The sequence below is a fragment of the Crassaminicella thermophila genome (genome assembly GCF_008152325.1).
Lineage (GTDB): Bacteria > Bacillota > Clostridia > Peptostreptococcales > Thermotaleaceae > Crassaminicella_A > Crassaminicella_A thermophila.
Window position 1 is genome coordinate 2,731,666 of record NZ_CP042243.1, and the last position, 19,841, is coordinate 2,751,506.

At 31.8% G+C, this 19,841-nt stretch carries 10 protein-coding genes and 1 pseudogene; 1 reads left to right on the top strand and 10 read right to left on the bottom strand.

Going from position 1 to position 19,841, the window contains the following annotated elements; genetic code table 11:
* Nucleotides 1-17: 17 nt before the first annotated feature.
* Genes FQB35_RS13805 through FQB35_RS13815 form a run of 3 tightly spaced genes read right to left on the bottom strand, consistent with a single transcriptional unit; the run spans nucleotide 18 to nucleotide 9,491 of the window.
* Nucleotides 18-1,685 carry a hypothetical protein gene (locus FQB35_RS13805; RefSeq protein ID WP_148810431.1) on the bottom strand — a complete coding sequence of 556 codons (1,668 nt, stop codon included), beginning with the start codon at nucleotides 1,683-1,685 and terminating at the stop codon, nucleotides 18-20.
* Nucleotides 1,686-1,689: 4 nt separating this feature from the next.
* On the bottom strand, nucleotides 1,690-8,049 hold the full coding sequence (locus FQB35_RS13810; protein WP_148810432.1) for an IPT/TIG domain-containing protein: 6,360 nt from the start codon (nucleotides 8,047-8,049) through the stop codon (nucleotides 1,690-1,692).
* A gap of 20 nt (nucleotides 8,050-8,069) precedes the next feature.
* Nucleotides 8,070-9,491: an IPT/TIG domain-containing protein gene (locus tag FQB35_RS13815; RefSeq protein ID WP_148810433.1), complete on the bottom strand. Its 1,422-nt coding sequence runs from the start codon at nucleotides 9,489-9,491 to the stop codon at nucleotides 8,070-8,072.
* Nucleotides 9,492-9,738: 247 nt separating this feature from the next.
* On the opposite strand from FQB35_RS13815, the gene FQB35_RS13820 reads away from it, so the two are divergent.
* Complete coding sequence (locus FQB35_RS13820) at nucleotides 9,739-10,833, top strand: stalk domain-containing protein (RefSeq protein WP_148810434.1); 1,095 nt, start codon at nucleotides 9,739-9,741, stop codon at nucleotides 10,831-10,833.
* Nucleotides 10,834-10,861: 28 nt separating this feature from the next.
* On the opposite strand, the gene FQB35_RS13825 is transcribed toward FQB35_RS13820, so the two are convergent.
* The 7 genes and pseudogenes from FQB35_RS13825 to kdd all read right to left on the bottom strand — a co-directional run bounded on the left by FQB35_RS13825 (nucleotide 10,862) and on the right by kdd (nucleotide 19,735).
* Nucleotides 10,862-12,016 carry an S-layer homology domain-containing protein gene (locus tag FQB35_RS13825; protein WP_148810435.1) on the bottom strand — a complete coding sequence of 385 codons (1,155 nt, stop codon included), beginning with the start codon at nucleotides 12,014-12,016 and terminating at the stop codon, nucleotides 10,862-10,864.
* Between the two features lie 197 nt (nucleotides 12,017-12,213).
* Nucleotides 12,214-12,990 (bottom strand): lysine 5,6-aminomutase subunit beta, encoded by a 777-nt coding sequence (kamE, locus tag FQB35_RS13830; protein WP_148810436.1) that lies wholly within the window; start codon nucleotides 12,988-12,990, stop codon nucleotides 12,214-12,216.
* A pseudogene (kamD, locus tag FQB35_RS13835) lies at nucleotides 12,990-14,547 on the bottom strand (lysine 5,6-aminomutase subunit alpha). Before kamD ends, kamE begins: the two are co-directional and overlap by 1 nt.
* A gap of 76 nt (nucleotides 14,548-14,623) precedes the next feature.
* Entirely contained in the window at nucleotides 14,624-16,255 is a 1,632-nt protein-coding gene (kamC, locus tag FQB35_RS13840; RefSeq protein WP_148810437.1) for a lysine 5,6-aminomutase reactivase ATPase KamC, read from the bottom strand.
* 2 nt (nucleotides 16,256-16,257) lie between these two features.
* Nucleotides 16,258-17,292 (bottom strand): lysine 5,6-aminomutase reactivase subunit KamB, encoded by a 1,035-nt coding sequence (gene kamB, locus FQB35_RS13845; protein WP_148810438.1) that lies wholly within the window; start codon nucleotides 17,290-17,292, stop codon nucleotides 16,258-16,260.
* Between the two features lie 77 nt (nucleotides 17,293-17,369).
* Complete coding sequence (kamA, locus tag FQB35_RS13850; RefSeq protein WP_148810439.1) at nucleotides 17,370-18,623, bottom strand: lysine 2,3-aminomutase; 1,254 nt, start codon at nucleotides 18,621-18,623, stop codon at nucleotides 17,370-17,372.
* A gap of 74 nt (nucleotides 18,624-18,697) precedes the next feature.
* Nucleotides 18,698-19,735, bottom strand: coding sequence for an L-erythro-3,5-diaminohexanoate dehydrogenase (gene kdd, locus FQB35_RS13855; RefSeq protein ID WP_148810440.1), 1,038 nt, complete (start codon nucleotides 19,733-19,735; stop codon nucleotides 18,698-18,700).
* Nucleotides 19,736-19,841 lie beyond the last annotated feature (106 nt).

Below are 19,841 nucleotides of genomic sequence, written 5' to 3' on the forward strand. Positions count from 1 at the left end.
AAGTTTCCCCCTTTCTTTTATTTCACAATGACCACTTTTCCAGTAAAATCATCCCTTACCATATAGAGTCTGTTTCCAGGCTGTAGTTCATATGGATTTATGATTTTTCCATTTTTTATAATCATTGCTTTCTCTAGATTTACACGAACTGTTGTATTTTTTGCCATCCATTCTTCATGTCGATGACTCCAATCATTAGCATCTCTTAGGTAAATAGTCCATCCAACCAATTCATCGTCTGTAGCTTTTTCTATGATTCCATTTGTAATTCTTTGTTTTCGCAATGAATCTAAATTTTCTTGAACCATTATGCTCATAATCCGATCTCCATCTGTATAGATATATCCATACCAATCCTCTAAATTATGGTCTCTTACATAATCAGATTCTTCATCCACTGCATAATTACCAGAAAAGAATTCTTTAGGTGAAATGTATTTTTTATTTTCTAAATCAAAGATTACTGTATCATTATCATAGAATAGTTCCTTTTCATCCCTTTCTCTTTTAGTTCTAAAGGATTCCCAATCATGCTTGTTTAGAATATAAAAATCCTTCAAATAAACCTTATCTTTAAAAATTCTGCTAAGTCTTCCTGCATATATATAATTTTGCCCTATATTTGAGTTGTTCAAATCTTCACTAGTAATTTTTACTACATCTGCTACAATATTATCTCCTCTTCCATCTGCAACAACAAAAGCATCTGAATTCTGATTTATACATGATTTGTCTACCAATCTTCCATTTTTTATAACTATTGTTCCATCATGCATATCAATATTTTTGTGATTTGAAAGTTCAAACATATTTGAATACCTATTTATATTTTCTATCTTATCTGCATAAATAGTTTCATATTTATTTCTTATAACCATTCTTGCCACTTTCTCTGAACCAAAAAAATCTTTTATAGCCATATAAACGGTTTTTCCTTTATAGTACTTTAAATTTCTATAAGCTATTTTTCTAGCTCCTATATAAAGTGGTACATCTTTATTATAAGGAATCCTCATAGTTTCAATTACTTTAGTCCAATTCCCATTACGAAATACTTCAACATCTTCAAGGATAATTACATCTTCTACTTCATCTGCAACAGCAAGTTTTCCACGATAAAGATCCTTAACTAAAATAGAATCTCCTTCTATATTCATCCTGCTGATATATTCTGTATCTATTTCATCAAAATACAATCTCACATGATCTCCCTCATAGAGAGTAGAAAGGGGAGAGGTTACCCCTTTCTTTAAAACAATGGTAGCAGGAGAAGTAAAATAGGTTTCCTCTTTTCCTGTAAGAGTGATTATTGAAATTTGGTCTCTATCGATTTTTTTTACAATACCACTTCGTACCTTACCACCTGGAGGAATATATCCTAAATTCTGTGTTGAATAGCTTTCAAGATAAGTAAGCCTCCTACCTCGAAGCTCTCCATATACCTCCATGCCTACTCTGAAATCCTCTAATGCTGCAGGAATACCATCAATTTGAAAAGATACTTTTCTATCTAAGTCCAAAAGATGAACAGTTCCATCATATTCTTCAATCATGATTTGATTTTCTAATCTATTTTTTACATATCCTTCTATAAAACCCTCCCGATAAGGACCATTTATATCCCCATAAGAAACCGTTGAAGCTAGCAATACACATATAAATAAAAGTATCCAGATTTTTTTCATTAGCCTACCTCCTGCTTCCAACCACTGCAAATTTCCCTAGTTTGTTAGTCAGTCCCATAACAGAATAGCTGCTACTATTTCCTTTTGCTATAGGAATCCAACTTTTTTGCTCTCCGTCATAATAACTTAGATTCATATATTTTACTCTTCTTAGCTTTGCTTTTTCTCTATCTACATCTAAAGTAATCTGCATATAAGATGGCAAATCAATGATTTCTGTACTATCTTCTTCTACATAAAGCCAAGCTTTGAGCATATACTCATTAGATAAGACTACTTCCCCTTTTTTTCCTTCTACATTTGTATTTTTCATTTCAGGTCCTACATAAAAACGTACACCTGAATCTCTTTTTCTTTTATTCTCTTTTACCTTTGATGAATAGAAAGTATTTGGATTAAACTTTACAACAAAATCTTGTCCAATAATAGTGATATCCTTAGCATCTATACTTGAAACTACACTAGAAGGAATACTAATAGTTACCTCTTTCGCCCCTGCTAAATCCCCTCTTGTTAAATCAATTTTTCGCATTTTTTGGTAGTCATCTTCTCCAATTATTATCTTTACCTGATTTCCTATTTTTTCAGTTTTAGTATTTTCTCCTAATTCTCCATCCTCATCCTCTGGTCCAACTTTTCTGCCTGTTTCTACTTCATTACTTTCTTCTGAATACTTAGATCCTCCAAAATCGCCAACAGCTGTTACAACAAATCTATATTCCGTGTTAGGCTCTAAATCTTCATATATAAAAGAAGTTAACTCAGTATTTCCAATAACATATCTTTCATTGTCATCAATCACCACATATATTTCATATTCCTTTGCACCTTCTACTTTGTTCCAAGTTATCTTGATATATCTATCATATACCAATTGTGCAGAAACATCTGTAGGAACAGAAAGCTCAGGAAGTCCATACCTTATATCTTCATAAATTTTGCTTGCTCCACCATCAGGATTAATAACAATAATCCCTACTTTGTCTAGTTTTCCTGCAGGAGTTTTTACTACTATTGTTCCTTCGTCAATAAACCTTACTTCAGTTCCATCTTTTCCTTCTAGTAGCTTATATCCTTCTCCTTTTATATATATGATTTCTGAATCTTCTCCATTAGATTTTTCTATGACAGGAGCAAATACAACTCTTGTTCCTTCTACAAATCCAGAACCTTTTATTTTTATTTCCTCTCCGCCTTCTACAGAAATACTTGTAATTAAGCTTGTTTGTGCTGGATCATTTGGATCCACTACAGAAACAATAGTAGGTGCACTCAAATATGTGAATTCTTTCATTGAAGTTGAAAGCTCTCCATCAGGGTTTTCTACCTTTACCTCAAATTTTCCTGGTTCATGAGGTGGGGTAATAATCTTTATTGTCTTATAATCAATTACTTTAACATTTTCTTTTGGTACTTCTACATCTCCAATGAATAGAGAAAGTCCTTCTCTAAAGTCTTTTCCTTTTATAGTAACAGAAGTCCCTCCAGAGCTAGGTCCTTTATCTGGTATCATTTCTTCAATAGAAGGAGATGTTTCTCCTTTTGTAAATTGAATATAAATAGGAGGACTTAATTCATCAGATGCCACATTCCCATAGTCTTCGTTGCTTACAACCACGCGAAATAGTGCGCCTACATTTTCTTCTGCTACGCTTGGCATTTCAAAGGTTAATTTATTTGGAAGCTGATAGGTAATTTGATTTGGTTGTATTATAAGTATATTTCCAATTTGAATCGTAGCATTTTCTCTAAAATCTGATCCTATAATAGATACAGTATTACCCCCCTTGTAGGTCATTCGTAATATTTTTATTTCTTTTTCTTCTATTTTTTCAAGCACTGGATCTTTTCCATCCTTTGTTATATTGGTAATAATTGGTTTACTGTCAGGATTTTTGTATTCAAAGTTTTTAGTTGCTTCCCCTCCATCAGAATTTATTACTGTAAGTGGCACAATACCTACTGTATAATATGAAGGTGTATGCACTACAATGTGTTTTGTAGTAATATACTCTACTTTAGGAGAATATCCTCTTTCTACAAATAGCCTTCTATCAGAAACTTCAAATCTTATCCATTCATCCCCTCTATTTGCATTTACATAAGAATGAGCTTCTCCTTTGTCATCTGTAAAAGTCAGTAAACTTACAGGAACATAAACTATCTCGTCATTATAAGGAAGAGTTACCGTATAATTTTCTTTATTTTCTAATATACTTAGCTTTAAGGTATTCTCTATACCATTATAATCTACTGTAAGTCCCCCATCTAATCTTATTGTTGTCCTACCAACATCAATCCTACCTGCATTCTCAGCCTCCCTCGGCATATATTTATTGGTGATTTCTCCAAATCTTACAAGAACTTGGCTTTCTGTTTTTGTTTTGTAATTATCTCCATCTTTGTAATAAACATTAATATCACTAGGATAGAAATCTTCTCCATGGATTTCAACACGATCTCGTCCTTGCTTTTTACCTCCATCAGGAGATATTGTGCTAATGACAGGATTTGATGCTTCATATGTATAAGTTACTTTATTGGAAATTCCTGAATCATTATTGATCACATACACATCAACAGGTCCCGCTACTCCTTTAGGTGCAATAACCTTAATATAACCATTTCCAAATTCTACAATCTCTGCTTGTTTTCCATCAAAATAAACTTTTGGTAAAACAGGACGAACAATTTTATCATATTGATCCTTATAAGCTTCTTTTAATTCATCTACATTCTTTCCAGTAAAATCATCTGGTCCTCCTTTTTTTTCATCATCTTTTCCACCTAAATTTACGCTGTAATCATTTAAATCCTCATAGTTTTCTCCTATATCCCAATTACCATTTCTATTTACATCATTATAAGGCTCATAAAAATTAAATTTATCTCCTTCAATTTCTACATAATTTCCTCCAGCAGCCTTTCCTTTTGTTGGACTTATCTTATTAATTTCTGGGTGAGATATAGGAACAATATAAGTAAACCCATCTTCCTTACTTGCACTTCCTCCATCAGGGTTGACAATAACCACTGGGACAGTCAATCTATCTGTTTTATATTCTTCCTTTAAATCTATATCTAGTTTTGGTACAACCACTTCTAATGAAGTCCCATCCACACTTACTGTTATATCTTCATTTGGAACTAATTTCCCATTTATAGTAACCTTTGTTTTCTTTATGCCATTATCAACAAAACACTCTCTTCCATCTATTCTTTCACCTTTTATAGTAATCTTATATCCACCATCTACAGAACCTATATCTGGTTCAATAGATAAAATATTTGGCTTACTAGATGGTTGAGTATAATAGTAAAATCCTTGTGTATCTACTTTGCTGTCCTTTTTTGTATCCGGATTTTCTACTGTTACATCGTAATATCCATCTCCTGGCAGTATTGGTACAGTAAAGTAAAGCTTATGCATATCTACAACTTTTACCCTATCTCCGATAATTATATTATTTTCATCTACCTTAAATGGAGTTAATAATTTTAACTCTAACACATCATTTGTATCTGAATCATTTGTAAGCCTCAATACATCGTATTTTTCGTATTCCACTACATTTACAGTATAAACTCCACCACCATATTTATAAGCTTTTATATCATTTCCTGATTGACTAATTGTATATTTTTTATCCATACCATTTGATAAAATTATTTCATTCTGCATATTTTTGTCTATTGTATAAAACTTTTTAGGATTTTTCGTATCTTCTAGTATCACACTATGATAGTAATCTTCAAGCTTTAATTTATTATCCGCAACTCTTAATATTTTTCCAATTTCATCATAGCTTGTTTTATTAGGCCCTTTATATTCTTTAAGGATTATCTGCTTTGTTACATCATGAATATTATAATCGTTTATATCTTCCCCTTCTAATAAAATCCTTGTACCTATAAGCTTGTAAATATCCTCTGTTGTAGCAGTCGGATCAGGCTTTAAAAAGTTATCTCCCTCTACAACAACTAACGTTTCTGTTTTTCCTTCTTTTGGTGAAAAATCTGTTAGTTTTGGATCTGTATAGGTTTTTACATAGCGAAATGGAAATATAGCAATTCCTCCCTCAAGATTCATAACCTGAAGATGTGTTTCTCCTTCTCTTCCAGGAGGTGCTGTGAAAATAATTTTCTTTCCATCTCCTTGAGGTTTTATTCCTTGTACTTCTTTCCCATCAATAATAACTTTAACGCCATCTTGAAAGTTAGAACCAATAATAGTTACTTCTTCTCCGCCCTCTACGGTTACCACATTTGGATTTACACTTTCAATAACAGGTTTTTTATTTTCAGCAGGTACTACAAACTCTACTGCATCTTGTTTATTATCGTAAAGTCCTTCATTATCAGAATTACGAACAGGGTTAATAACTTTTAACGTTGTTTTCCCTATTGTATCCATTGTTATATCTTTTGGAATCTTTACCAAAATTTTTGTACCTATTTCATTTCCTTCACTTCCATCTATTTCATTTCCTTGGATGTTGAATACTTTCAGATACAGATTTTGATTTGAGTCTTCTCCATTATTATTTTTATTCAACCTTATACCATTTCCAAACTCAATAATAGGATATCTAACTACTTCATTTCCAGAATCATCTATATATCTGTGAATAAAAAAATCCTTTCCATAAATAGCAATCAGTCTATCGTAATCTTCAGAAATTTTGTAACTAACAGGTGCATCAGAAATTTTTATAACTTGTATTTTTTCAGGTATAACCCCTTCAATTTTAGGCCTTATTTTACTAGGAATAAAGGTATAACCATCCTTTAGCTCTGCCCTGTCTTTTATCACAATATTATTTGGAAACCCCTCTAATTTAAATGTTGTCTCTGTCTCAACTACAACATCCTTTATAGGGTCTGTTTCTGCATCTGTAACGCTCTGAGTTAATACACTAATTCTATCTAGTGAATTTGTAAAAGTATATTCATAGTCACTGCCATCAGGCTTTTTAGCAAATTTAGCAACACTACCTATGATTACTTTTAACCTTCTTTTTGCTGATTCTACAGGAATACCATCATAAGTCCCACTAGAATATTCAATCTCCATAGTCATTTCATTGGTACTACCATCTACATTTTCTAACATCTTTACAGATTTGATAGGATTATTTGGATCATCTAATATAAATTTAGGTGTATTAAGGCTTCCAAAAAATACCCCTGAAAGCTCTACTTTTGATCCTGAATCTGGTCCTTGATTTGGTTCAATCGCATATATCTTTATTTTTTGCTCTGCATCAATTATTGTAAATTTTTCATAATTTGGGGCTTGTCCAATAACAAGCTGTTTATTGATTGATTTTTCAGGATCTTCCCCTGAAGGTATTTTATTCGTCAATACTACAAAATAATCTCCTTGTTTTAATCCCTCTGGAACATGGGTTGTCAATACTTGTCTGCCATCAATATCAGGATCAAAGGATGTATTTTTTCCTTTGTTCTCATCAGTATACTTATCCGTCAATTTCTCTAGAAAAAAAACATCATAGTCATCCAAACCACTTGTCGCCATAAAAATAACTTCATCCCCAGGCCTTCCTCTGTTTGGATTCATAACTAAATTTTCTGTCTTTATAGTATCTACAAGTGTAAATTGTTCAAGATATGTATTTTGAATAGTAACAGTTACCTCATTTTCTCCTATATGCTCTCCATCTTTTATGACAAGATCATTATTATTATGAAAATCAACATAGATCTTTTTCTCTTTTTTCAAAACAATGTTTTGTGGTCCTGCAACCCCTTTTATTTCTTCTTTTGGGATATTTACTGAATATACTGATCCTGAAACAGTCCCATTAAAATATTCTGAAGAAAGGACATTGTCTCCTCCTGCCCCTAAAGTATTTTGATAATAAGCACTATATTCTTGAGGATTTGTATAAATCTTTCCTAAATTTGAACCTGTAATATTTATATCATCATATCCAATCTTTACACTTCTTTTGTCAATCCCCAAAAGGGTTGGCAGTTCATCTTGCTCAATAGGTATGCTTATATTCCCTACATTGATACTGTTTCCTACAATATCTCCATCAACTACAAATTCTTGAACTGTGTCAAAATTAACGATTGGATTTTTAAGTACAACTGTTCCTGTTGATGTAAATGTACTAACTTCTATTCCTTGCAGGTATCTTCCTTTTATTGTAAGTTTTGTCTGCTTCACTATATAACCGCCATCATCATAAATTTTGGTAATTGCCATATGATCTATATAATATTTATCTGGATCATAAGCAGCCAATGCAGTTATATCATTCCACGGCATCATCCCAAATACCATAGCAAACACCACAAAAAATATGGTGCATTTTTCGAGTAATTTTTTTGCCATTGTGACCTTATACCACCTTTCTAGTCTTGTACTACTACAAATATACCTTTACACGGGCTAAGCATTTCAATCCTTCTATCTATTAAATTCACAGTAAAATTAGTTTCATAGAAATTTCTAGTATCTTCATCATATCGTAAAACCTTTATATTTTTACCATTACTATATTTTAAAGGAATGCTTAACCTTACATTGTTCATCTTGAAGTTTTCTCCTGATACCTGTATAAAATCGGATTTTAATGCTTCTCCTCTTAGTTTACGCTTTAGCTCTTTTGTAATAGAAGGTTCTGTTCTTCCAAGAGAGATTTCTATTTTATCATCTTCAGCATCAGGACTTAAAGTTAAACCATAAAGAGTAATATCTGCCCATTTTGATTTTGTCTTTAACATTCCTATCTTATATCTTTTATCTCCTTCATACTGAATCTTTCGAAGGTATACATCTTTTCCCATTAATTCATCTAAATCAAATTCTAACTCTTTCTCATTTATATCACTTGGTGATATAAGTAAAGTATCTTCACTAACTTTTAGGTTTCTATGAACTTCTCCAAAGCTTCCTTCTTCTTTGATTCTGTACTCCTCATTAGGAATATATTCTCCTGATGAAACAACCCCTAATGCTTCATATGTAATTCGTTTATGATTTGCATCATTTTCTAAAATAATATTATAAATCCCCGGCTTTAACCTATCCCTTCCATCAGGAAGATAAACTTCTAGTTCATGTTCATTTACAAACTTTAAATCCCTTGCTTTAATATCATTAAAATAAACCTTTACTTTATTAATATCATTCCGAAAAAAATCCCCTTGGATATATATAGGTTCATCTTCGTCGTAGTCTTGTGGAATACTTCTTACAGATATTTTTTTTATAAAAGGCATTGAACTTGTAACAAACGTCCATTCAATTAATTCATTCCCTTTTTCTGTATCTAAAGATACTACATCTGGTTGAATTATCACTTGATATGTGGTTTGTGAACTTAATTGTTTAACAGGAATGTATAATATTGCCTTACTATCTTTCTTTACAAATATATATTTATTTACTTTTTCTTCTTTATCAGGCATATTTAAAAGCTCATTAATAAATTCTGTATCTACTAGATTTCCTAATCCACTTATAGGTCTAATGATACAATTTTTTAAAGCATCTAAATCATTTAAAGCTAACTTTCCATCTACATCATAAAATCTAACCTTTATAAAATATTTATCTTTTGTAACTGTATCATCAATGTCATGCTTTAAAGACTTTTCATCATACCAAGGTGTTTTATCTATTGAAACTGGATACATATCATAAACATAATCTGTCACTGTTAATTCATTCTCTTCTATAGCATCAGGTTCCTCAGCTATTGAATAAAAAGATTTCATACCCATAAAAATTAATATTGCCATCAATAAATAAAATGTCTTATATATTTTCATATTATTTTATGCACCTTTAGGCACATTTCCCCCTTTCTAGCATTCTACTACTAATAATATCGGTCAAATTTCTACCTTTCTTTATTTTTTTCCCTTATTATAATTCTACCAAATATTTCTTGTATCTTTTGTTTCAATTCGATTAAATATCTATAACATATATTGAGGAAAATCATACAATTGTTGAGAAAATAAGTAAATTTGTGATACAATTAAGAAAACTATAGATTACATATGGAGGGGCAAAATGAAGAAAAGATTTATATTAGCTCTTGTACTCACTTTTATTTTTGGGACAATTACAGGAACTAGTACAGGCTATAGCGAAAAAATTCTTGCTTGGTTTTACGACATTAAGATCAATCTAGATGGCAAACCTTTAGGCTTTTACAGACAACCCTTTATTTATAATGGGCAAGTATATGTTTCTTTAAATGATATAGCAAATAATATGGGATTAGGTATTCAATGGGATGATGAAAATAAGATCATGAATTTATCCTCAAATGGAAATAATCTATTTACAATAAATATGCTTCAGCAATCATTGGATCAAAAAAATTTAGAGATTGCTAATTTAAAATTTCAATTGAGTCAAAAAGAACTTGAGTTAGGTATTTTACGAGATAATAAGAATTCATCAAACAAAAGTGATAATAAAAAGCTTAATGATTTAGAAGATTTATTAGAAGATGACTATGATACACATCGTAACAACCATAGAACTTTAGGCTTTGATAACTACAAATTAACAAAATACAGTGATGAAATAGATGTAAAAATGTATGGTGATTTTGATCGCACCTCTAGCTACTGGAGATATCGAGATGAATCTGATTTTGAAGATTTTATAGAAGATATTTGCAAAGAAATTGATAAGGAGTTTAATAAGGATATTGAAATAACAATTTATGATAAAGATAAAGATAAAGTTGCAAGATATGCTTATGACGAAAGCAAGGATCGACTTACAGAAGAATATATTTATGGAAGCTCTAATAACGACCTTGATTATTTAGAGAAAAAATTAGAAGATGACTATGATACACATCGTAACAACCATAGAACTTTAGGCTTTAATGATTACAAATTAACAAAGTACAGCAATGAAATAGATGTAAAAATGTATGGTGATTTTGATCGTACCTCTAGCTACTGGAAAGATCGAGATAAATCTGATTTTAGAGATTTCATAGAAGATATTTGTAAAAAAGTACATAATACATTCGATGACAAAGATGTAAAAGTATACGTTTATGATAAGGATGACAGTCAAATTGCAAGATATACTTATGATGAAGATGATCAAGACCTTAACACAAACTATGAGTATGAAAACTAAAAAATTGCTAGGATTTCCTAGCAATTTTTTAATACTCAACTTCTACGAATAAAACTTCACCTTGCTCATTTATAAAATATTTGATATAGTCATTTATCCTTATATCCTTCGGTAAGCCTATATACCCATTTTTATATACCAAAAAACCCCTATCAAAAGTATCTATATCAGATTCTTTGGATACAAGTTGTGTATAACTATGATCTTCATTATTAATAGTAAACACTCTGTTTTGAACCCCTATAAATTTTGTTGAGACAATATCCTGCTCTGACGTAACAAAAGTATCTATATTTTCAACGCTTCCCATTATTATTTTAAAACCTCTTTTTATTAACATCTGCTCGGATGCCTTGTCTAGTATTGCTGCCATTTCAGCTAATGTTATATAAGCTTTAGGTTTAAAATATCCCTTATTGTCTCCTTTTATTATTCCTTTCTTCATTATTGCTTCAACCATAGCAATGTATGACGGTTTTATATTTTTCCAATCCCTAAGTGTGTAAATCTCTTGCAGGTATTCTCCATGTATTGGTTTTATTTCTAGCATTCTTCCAACCCATATGGCTATTTGTTCTCGAGTTGCAGCTTGTCCCCATGTATAACTTCTTTCTATTTTTTTTCTTAATGCAATTTCTATGTTTTGAGTTTGTTCTTCTGTAAGATATGGATCTTTCATATAAACATCCATTTTTTCTGCAACAGCTTGTTCAATTCTTTCTTTTTGTCCTTCTGATAAATTTAATATTTTAGATAATTCTTCTCTTGTAATAATGTTCTTGCTCTTTGCTACCTTTATATAGCCATCAATCCAATAATCATATGGCGAAAAAATTGTATATTTTCCTGTATCTAACTCCCTCATAAGTTTCTCTCCAACCATCTGGGCTTCATCCTCTAACCCCATAAGGCGAATTAGCAAAATAATTGCTTCTTCTTTTGTCAATTTTTTGTCTGGATAGAATTTACTATCGCCCATTCCTCTTATTACAGACAATGCACTCATCTTATAAATAGATTTTTTAGCCCAGTGATTTTTTATGTCACTAAAAGAACAATTTTTATATAATGCTTCATAGTTTTGTACTCCAGTATAGCTATTTCCTAATCCATAGCTAATAGATTGTAGCATTAGCATAAATATGACCATAATTCCACAGAAAAAAGAAATACTTTTTTTCATCTTCTCACATCCTTATTTAATTTTATACTAAAGATAAACAATATCAATATTAAAAAAAGAAATATAAAAAGATAATTGTTTATCTATATTTATTTCGTCAAAAGTATCCTTATTCTTAAATAAAAAAATACCCAAAAGATTACTCTTGAGTATTTTTTTATTTATTTATAATTGTGGGAGATGAAAGCAATTTGTATTTATTTTCCTAATGGACCTCTATCAATTAATCCTCTATTTACAATTTCATTTACTGCAAAAGATGCTACATCCTCAGCAAAAGTTCCTGTACCAAAGCCTGCATCATATCCTAATTCTTTTGCAAGCTCATGGCTGATTCTAGGACCTCCACATATTAGAACTACCTTATCTCTTATTCCTTCTGCTTCAAGTAATTCTACTAGGTTTGTAAGGTTTTGAATATGTATATCCTTTTGTGTAACAACTTGAGATACTAATAATACATCTGCATTTAATTCAATTGCCTTTGCAATAAATTCCTCATTTGGCACTTGACTTCCTAAGTTGTATGCTTCAACACCTTTGTAACGCTCAAGTCCGTAGTGTCCCGCATATCCTTTCATGTTCATTATAGCGTCAATTCCTACTGTATGAGCATCTGTTCCTGTACAAGCACCAACAATAACAACATCTCTTTTAATGTTTTCTTTTATGAATGCTTCTACTTCATATTTGTCCATTACTTCTACATCAACTTTTGGTACTTCGATTGATGTATAGTCTACTGTATGTGTGCATTTTCCATACATAACAAACATTGTATATCCTACGCCTAGGTCTTCTGCATGAACAACAGATGGCTCTTCTAATCCCATCTTTGAAGCAAGACGTCTGGCAGCTTCTTTTGCTTCTTCTCCACATGGTACTGGAAGTGTAAAGCATAGTTGTACCATTCCATCATTCATTGTATCTCCATATGGTTTAACTTTTGTTAAATCTAATTGGTTTGTTGCCATTATCTTGCACCTCCTAACATCAATTCAATAAATGGATTGAAGTATTTTTCATCTTTTTGTGTAACACCTTCAAGCCCTTTTCCACCATCCATTGCTCTTTTTACACCTGCAAACTTACCTTGAGCAATTGTTTCAAAGATTCCTTCTTTTTCAATTTCTTCTAGCATATCTGCAGCCTCTTTTAATACTTTTTGTGCTCTTTTTTGGATTATTCCATCTTCTTTAAACTGGATTTCACTAGAAATCTCTCTTGCATTATTAAATATATATTTAGCATTTTCAATAGATAAAGCTCTATCTTGAAGTAATGGTGTATGAATTGCTTCTGTTAACATTCCTAGAAGCTGTATACTTTGGTTTGTCATAATAGCTACCATGTTGAATAGTGCATCTTGAATATGTCCTTTGTAGATGTTTCCTGTCATAAATTTTGTAGGTGGCATATATTTTAATGGTGCATTTGGGAATATTTCTCTTGCCATTTGTGCTTGTGCAAGCTCATATAAAAATCCATTTTTTATATCTGGATTCATTTCGAATGCATGACCAAGTCCCATTTGTTCTTCTGGAAGACCTGCAAATAATGCAAATTGTTCATTAATGAACTGAGAAGCAAGTACTGTATGTGCTTCTTCTACTGCATCGGCAGTTGTTAGGTAGTTATCTTCTCCAGTGTTTATAATAACGCCTGCGTATCCATTTATAATTCTTGAGAAGTATTGGTCTATAAGTGTCCTTTGGATATTAATATCTCTAAAAAGAATTCCGTATAAAGCATCATTTAACATTACATCTAGTCTTTCCATAGCACCCATCGCTGCAATCTCTGGCATACATAATCCTGAACAATAGTTACATAATCTAATGTATTTTTCCTATTTCCTGACCTACTTCATCTAATGCTTTTCTCATTATTTTGAAGTTTTCTTGTGTAGCATAAGTTCCACCGAAACCTTCTGTAGTTGGACCATATGGTACATAGTCAAGTAAGCTTTGTCCAGTAGTTCTAATTACAGCAATAATATCTGCTCCTTGTCTTGCAGCAGCTTGCGCCTGAAGTACATCTTCATAAATATTACCAGTTGCAACAATTACGTATAAATAAGGTCTTGATCCTTCTCCTAACGTATTTAAAAATTCATCTCTTTTTTCTCTGTTTTTCTTGATTCTTTCAACCATTTTTTCTGCAAGAACTTTTATTTTTTCTTTTATTTTTTCTTCATCTGCTAATGGAACTTTTGTTAAATCAATTTCTCCTCTTGCAACCATTTCAGCAATTTCTTGAGGTGTCTTTCCTGTATGAATCATTGCATTTCCAATCCAGTAAGCAGCTCCTAATCCTAAGCCGCCACCTTCTTTTATATTATCTACTACAACATTTGGAAGCGGTGTATCAATTTCATCCACTCCATCTATTTCTAAAAGTCTAGCAACAGTTCTTTCTACTGCTACTGTCGTATGTTTATCAATAAATCTTTGTGTATCTTCTGCAATTTTTCTCGCAGAACTTCTTGCCTTATCAATAAGACCTTGGTCTAGATTTAACTTGCTCTGCATAATTTCTCCCCCTTTTTATTAGTTAGCAGTTAGCCCTTAGCAGTTAGCTTTAGGCTTAAACACTAACGGCTAACGGTTAACATTTTTCTAAATGGCTTTCCGCCTCTTTTAGCAATACTTCCTGAAGACCCATAAGACGAGCAATATTTATTGCATCTCTTGGAACTTTATTTTTGTTTTTCACTTCAATCAAACGATAATCCATGTATTTGTGTACAATTTCTATACCAAATTCACATTGGCTTTCTATTTCTTGTTTTAAAGTTTCATAATCAATTCCTTCAAGACCCTTTACCTGTAAGTGATAAACTTCTTCATCATCTGTTAGTCCATCAAAATGAGATGTAACAACTGTTATAGTATTTTTATTCTTAAGGAAATTTATAATTGCTTTTGATATAGCATATCCCTCCGCAGGATTTGTTCCTCTTGCTAATTCATCTATTAATATAAGACCTCTTTCATTTACTCTCTCAATAATTTTTTTAATCTCTAATATTTCTGCTCCGAATGTACTAAGCCCCATATCTGTTGACTGCAAATCTCCTAATGAGAAAAATATATAATCCTTTAATGAAAAAGTCATTGCTTTTGCAGGAACAAAAAGTCCATATTGAGCCATAGCACTTAATATTCCAATTAGTTTAAGAGAAATTGTCTTTCCTCCCATATTTGCACCTGTAATACAGGTTACACCTTTTTTTAAATTTACTGTAATAGGTGTAAATTCCTTTCCCTGCTTTCGAAGTGTGTCAGCTACTTTTATATGTCTACCTTCTACAATGTGAAGTTTTTCAACATCTGAAACTTGAGGTTTTACCCCTTTCATACCTACTGCTAGATATCCTTTGGCTATGAGTAAGTCTAGTGCACCAATAGCTTTTATATTCCTATAAAAATCGTCAAGCTTCTTTTTAAGCTCTTGTGTTAATTGCGTACGTACAATAAATTCCTCTTCTTCTTCTTGAAGCTTTAGTTCATCTAACTCTTTAAACTTTTCATCTAAACTTTCATCAAGTTTTACTTTAAAAGTAATATTCATGTAAGTTTCTGAACTATAGATAAGTCCTTTACATTTTTCTAAAGCTTCAACCATTTCACGATTACTTTTGTTTACTAAAACTTCACCATTTGGTCTTATTTTTATATTCAATTCTTTTTGCAAAGCTTCTCTTGCTTCCTTTTTAGAACGATGAATTTGGCTTTCAATATCTTTTATTTTTTTTCTTATTGTTTGTAATTTTTTAGAGTAAGCGTCATAAATGTAGAATGTATTGACGCCACTTTTTTCAGGATCTAATAGATCCATTAGGCTAGGCATAGGCATAATTTTTAAATTTTTAGGCACATTCCATTTTAACTTCTTTAAAAGATCGTCTAATTTTAAAAGGAAGAACAAAAAGCTTTTAATTTCAAATAATTCTACTGTACTTAACACTTCATCTTCTTCGATTCTCTTAAAAGAACCTCTTAAATCTTTAATATGTTTAAAAATACTACGCATTTCCACAAAAGTATATCTGTGCTTTTCAAGTAAACTTACTACCTTTTCAATTCGATTATATTCTTCTAAAAGAAATTCTTTCTCTTCTCTTAAGAAGGGTTTCATCTCTTTTTTGCATTGTTCGCCATAAGGAGTATATACAGTAATTCTGTTAAAAATATAATCAAGTTCTAGATTTTGAAATACTCTTTCTGAGATAAACATATTTACTCACCGCCTAACACAACATCGAAAACAGGAATTGGATTTAAAAATTCTCTCATTTTTGTTAAAAACTCTTCTGGTTGATAATAATATCCTTGAGGTGCATAAGGGTTAACTGTTACAGCTAATGGATCAATTTTATCTATTACTTGAATATGAATGCCGGCTTTTTTGAAAAACATCCAATCTCTTGATGAAATAAATATTTTTGTGGCATCTTTCACAATAAAGGTAACACTTTTGTATTTGCGTGTTGTCTGGATTATCTTTTTTAATGTATTACTTACCAAAGATCCTCCAATAACTACGTATTTTGCATTATCTTTTATAGCTCTTCCTATAATATCTCCACTATTTAAGGCTGTTTTAATATTCAGTGGTACTACTTCATTTTGTTCGTCAATAATAGCGTAGCCATCCTCTTTCATAATAGCATCAGCTAAATCTCTAATCTGATCATCTTGAATTTGTGGCAAGGAAAACAATTGTACTTGGTGCATAGTACTTTCTATAACCTTATTCATATCTCTGCTCAATACTGCTCCAGTGGCTAGTATTGTAGCCTCTGTTACAGATGGAGAAGCAGAAGACATACGGTCTAAGGCACCATCTACAATGACTAAACTTGCTCCATATGCTAAAAGTTTATCTGATACAAGTTTCATGTCACGATTTGTATTAGGGCCTGCGATCTGCACATATCCAGAGGTTTTGGCCTGCACAATAACAATCCTTCCCATAGATGTATTGATATTAGTTACTTCCAAAATTTCTAATCTTGCTTCTGTATATTTGAAAGTTCCCTCTGTAGTTGCAATCAAAGTGCCTTCCTCTACATAAATCATTGGTTTTTCTGTATTGGTGACCAGATCCTGATTTTCTCCATCTCTCCCTGTAGAAGTAATACCAATGCGAATATTTCTTTCCATTGCTTCATCAATCAATTGGTTCAATGTTACCGTTTTACCAGCATTCTTTGCCATTCCAACAACTGAAATGATTTTGTATTTATTTTGTATTAAATCCATTAGCTGCATTAAGTTTTCCCCCTTGAAAAAGGTTATCTGTTAGGGTTATACCCCCTAACATCTAACACTTTACAATAAACTCATTTTTACTCGTGATGTCCTCTTTTCTTTCTATCAAGATCTGTTGGCTCAAGTGCTACTTGATTTCCTTGTAATAATCCTCCTACACCAGTAATTTTGTGTTCTCTTTCAGCTTTACATACTGGACAGTTGCACTCATCTTTATATGGAGCAGGCTCCGTATAAGTTGTAATAACTCCTTCAAAGTTTCTAAGTACTACTCTTTTTGGAGATTGAGAAACCACGTATTGAGGCATTACTGGAGTTTTTCCACCTCCGCCAGGAGCGTCAACAACAAATGTTGGTACTGCATATCCTGAAGTATGTCCTCTTAATCCTTCAATTATTTCGATTCCTTTAGAAACTGTTGTTCTGAAGTGTTCAATACCCATTGAAAGGTCACATTGATATATGTAATATGGTCTTACTCTATTTTTAACAAGCTTGTGTACTAACTCTCTCATTACATGTACGCAGTCATTTACTCCTCTTAATAATACAGATTGATTTCCTAGAGGAATCCCTGCATCTGCTAAAAGTTTTAATGCTTTCTCTGCTTCTGGTGTCATTTCTTTTCCATGGTTAAAGTGTGTATTTAACCAAATTGGATGATATTTTTTAAGCATATTTACAAGCTCTGGTGTAATTCTTTGTGGTAATACAACAGGAGTTCTTGATCCTATTCTTACAATATCAACATGTGGAATTTCTCTTAATTTCTTGATGATATATTCTAATGTTTCATCACTTACAAGAAGTGCATCTCCACCAGATAATAACACGTCTCTTACCTGTGGAGTATTTTTTATGTATTCAATTGCCTTATCAATTCTTTCCATTGGCATTGCATCATCTTTTTGACCTGCAAATCTTCTTCTTGTACAGTGACGGCAATACATTGAACACATATCTGTAATTAAAAGAAGCACTCTATCTGGATATCTGTGTGTAAGTCCTGGTACTGGAGAATCTTCATCTTCATGAAGTGGGTCTTCCATATCTGCATCACTCTTATATGTTTCATAAAGTGTTGGTACTGCTTGCTTTCTTACTGGACAGTTTGGATCATCAACATCCATTAATGATGCATAGTATGGTGTAATTCCCATTCTTAACGTTTCTAACGATTTTCTTATTCCTTCTTCTTCCTCTTGTGTAATATTAATTACTTTCTTTAAATCTTCTACAGTAGTTATTCTATTTCTTACTTGCCAGTGCCAGTCATTCCACTGCTCATCTGTTACGTTTTTCCATAATTCTATTTCTTTGTAGTTTCTCATTAAGCAAAAACCTCCTTATTTTTTATGTATTTTATATAATTTCCCAGCTGCCCCTCTCAAATACAGCTATTTTATTAAGCATATAATTCTTCGTATATTTCTCTTAATTCTTTGCTTTCTCTCATGATTTGAAGAGTTACTTCTGCATGACCCTTTGTATAACCATTTCCAACAATCATTGTTACGTCAGAACCAACACCTTCAGCTCCAAGTGCTGCTTTTGTAAAGCTTGTTGCCATACTAAAGAAGTAAATTACTCCATCATTTTTAGTCGCTAAAATACTAGTCATTTCAGTATCAGGAACATTTACGTTGTTGATTGTTACATCTGCCATTTTTCCATTTGTTATTTCTTTAACTTTTTCCATTACTTCAACTGGCTTTGTAGCATCTGCAGCAATATAAACATCTGCAACATTTGCTCTTTTTGCAATCTCTAAAGATCTTTCACTATGTCCTAAGCAGATTACTTTACCAGTAACCCCTGCTCTTCTCTTAGCTTCATAGCAGCATAGCATTCCTGATTTACCAGCTCCACCGATTACTAATACTGTGTCTCCTGGTTTAACTAATTTTGCAGTTTGTGCTGGTGCTCCTGCAACATCAAGTGCTGATAATGCAAGGTTCTCTGGAATATCATCTGGAAGTACTGCATATATTCCTGATTCGAATAAAATTGCTTTTCCTTTAATATCCACTTGATCAATATCTTTTCTTACTTCTAATATTTCATCAATTCTAAGAGGAGTTAATGAAAGAGATACTAATGTAGCAATTTTATCTCCAACTTTAAGATCTGTTTTTCCTTCAAGTGCTGGTCCTATTTTTTCAACAGTTCCGATTAGCATACCACCAGAACCTGTTACAGGGTTTTGATGCTTACCTCTCTCAGCAACAATTCCTAACATTATTTCTTTAATTTTTTCTACATCTCCCTCTGCTTGGTTTTTAATTTGTGTAAAACTTGCAGAGTCCACATTTAATGTTTGTACATCAATTAAAATCTCATTATCATAGATTTCCATTGTGTTATCAATTTTTTTTGCTGGTTGTGGAAGAGCTCCTTTTGGCTCAATTACTCTGTGTGTTCCGAAAGGACATCCTTTTTTCATATTAATTTCCCCCTTTATATTTTATACTTTTATAATCGTATTTTTATTAATCGATATTTTTTCATATCGCTTATATATTAAAGCAAATACTGTGCCAAATTAATTT

Excerpts from the sequence above, each read along its gene's own strand:
- FQB35_RS13815 (WP_148810433.1), bottom strand. The coding sequence starts at position 9,491 with ATGAAAATATATAAGACATTTTATTTATTGATGGCAATATTAATTTTT.
- kamC (WP_148810437.1), bottom strand. The coding sequence starts at position 16,255 with ATGTTTATCTCAGAAAGAGTATTTCAAAATCTAGAACTTGATTATATT.
- kdd (WP_148810440.1), bottom strand. The coding sequence starts at position 19,735 with ATGAAAAAAGGATGTCCTTTCGGAACACACAGAGTAATTGAGCCAAAA.
- FQB35_RS13825 (WP_148810435.1), bottom strand. The coding sequence starts at position 12,016 with ATGAAAAAAAGTATTTCTTTTTTCTGTGGAATTATGGTCATATTTATG.
- kamE (WP_148810436.1), bottom strand. The coding sequence starts at position 12,990 with ATGGCAACAAACCAATTAGATTTAACAAAAGTTAAACCATATGGAGAT.
- kamA (WP_148810439.1), bottom strand. The coding sequence starts at position 18,623 with ATGAGAAACTACAAAGAAATAGAATTATGGAAAAACGTAACAGATGAG.
- FQB35_RS13820 (WP_148810434.1), top strand. The coding sequence starts at position 9,739 with ATGAAGAAAAGATTTATATTAGCTCTTGTACTCACTTTTATTTTTGGG.
- FQB35_RS13805 (WP_148810431.1), bottom strand. The coding sequence starts at position 1,685 with ATGAAAAAAATCTGGATACTTTTATTTATATGTGTATTGCTAGCTTCA.
- FQB35_RS13810 (WP_148810432.1), bottom strand. The coding sequence starts at position 8,049 with ATGGCAAAAAAATTACTCGAAAAATGCACCATATTTTTTGTGGTGTTT.
- kamB (WP_148810438.1), bottom strand. The coding sequence starts at position 17,292 with ATGCAGCTAATGGATTTAATACAAAATAAATACAAAATCATTTCAGTT.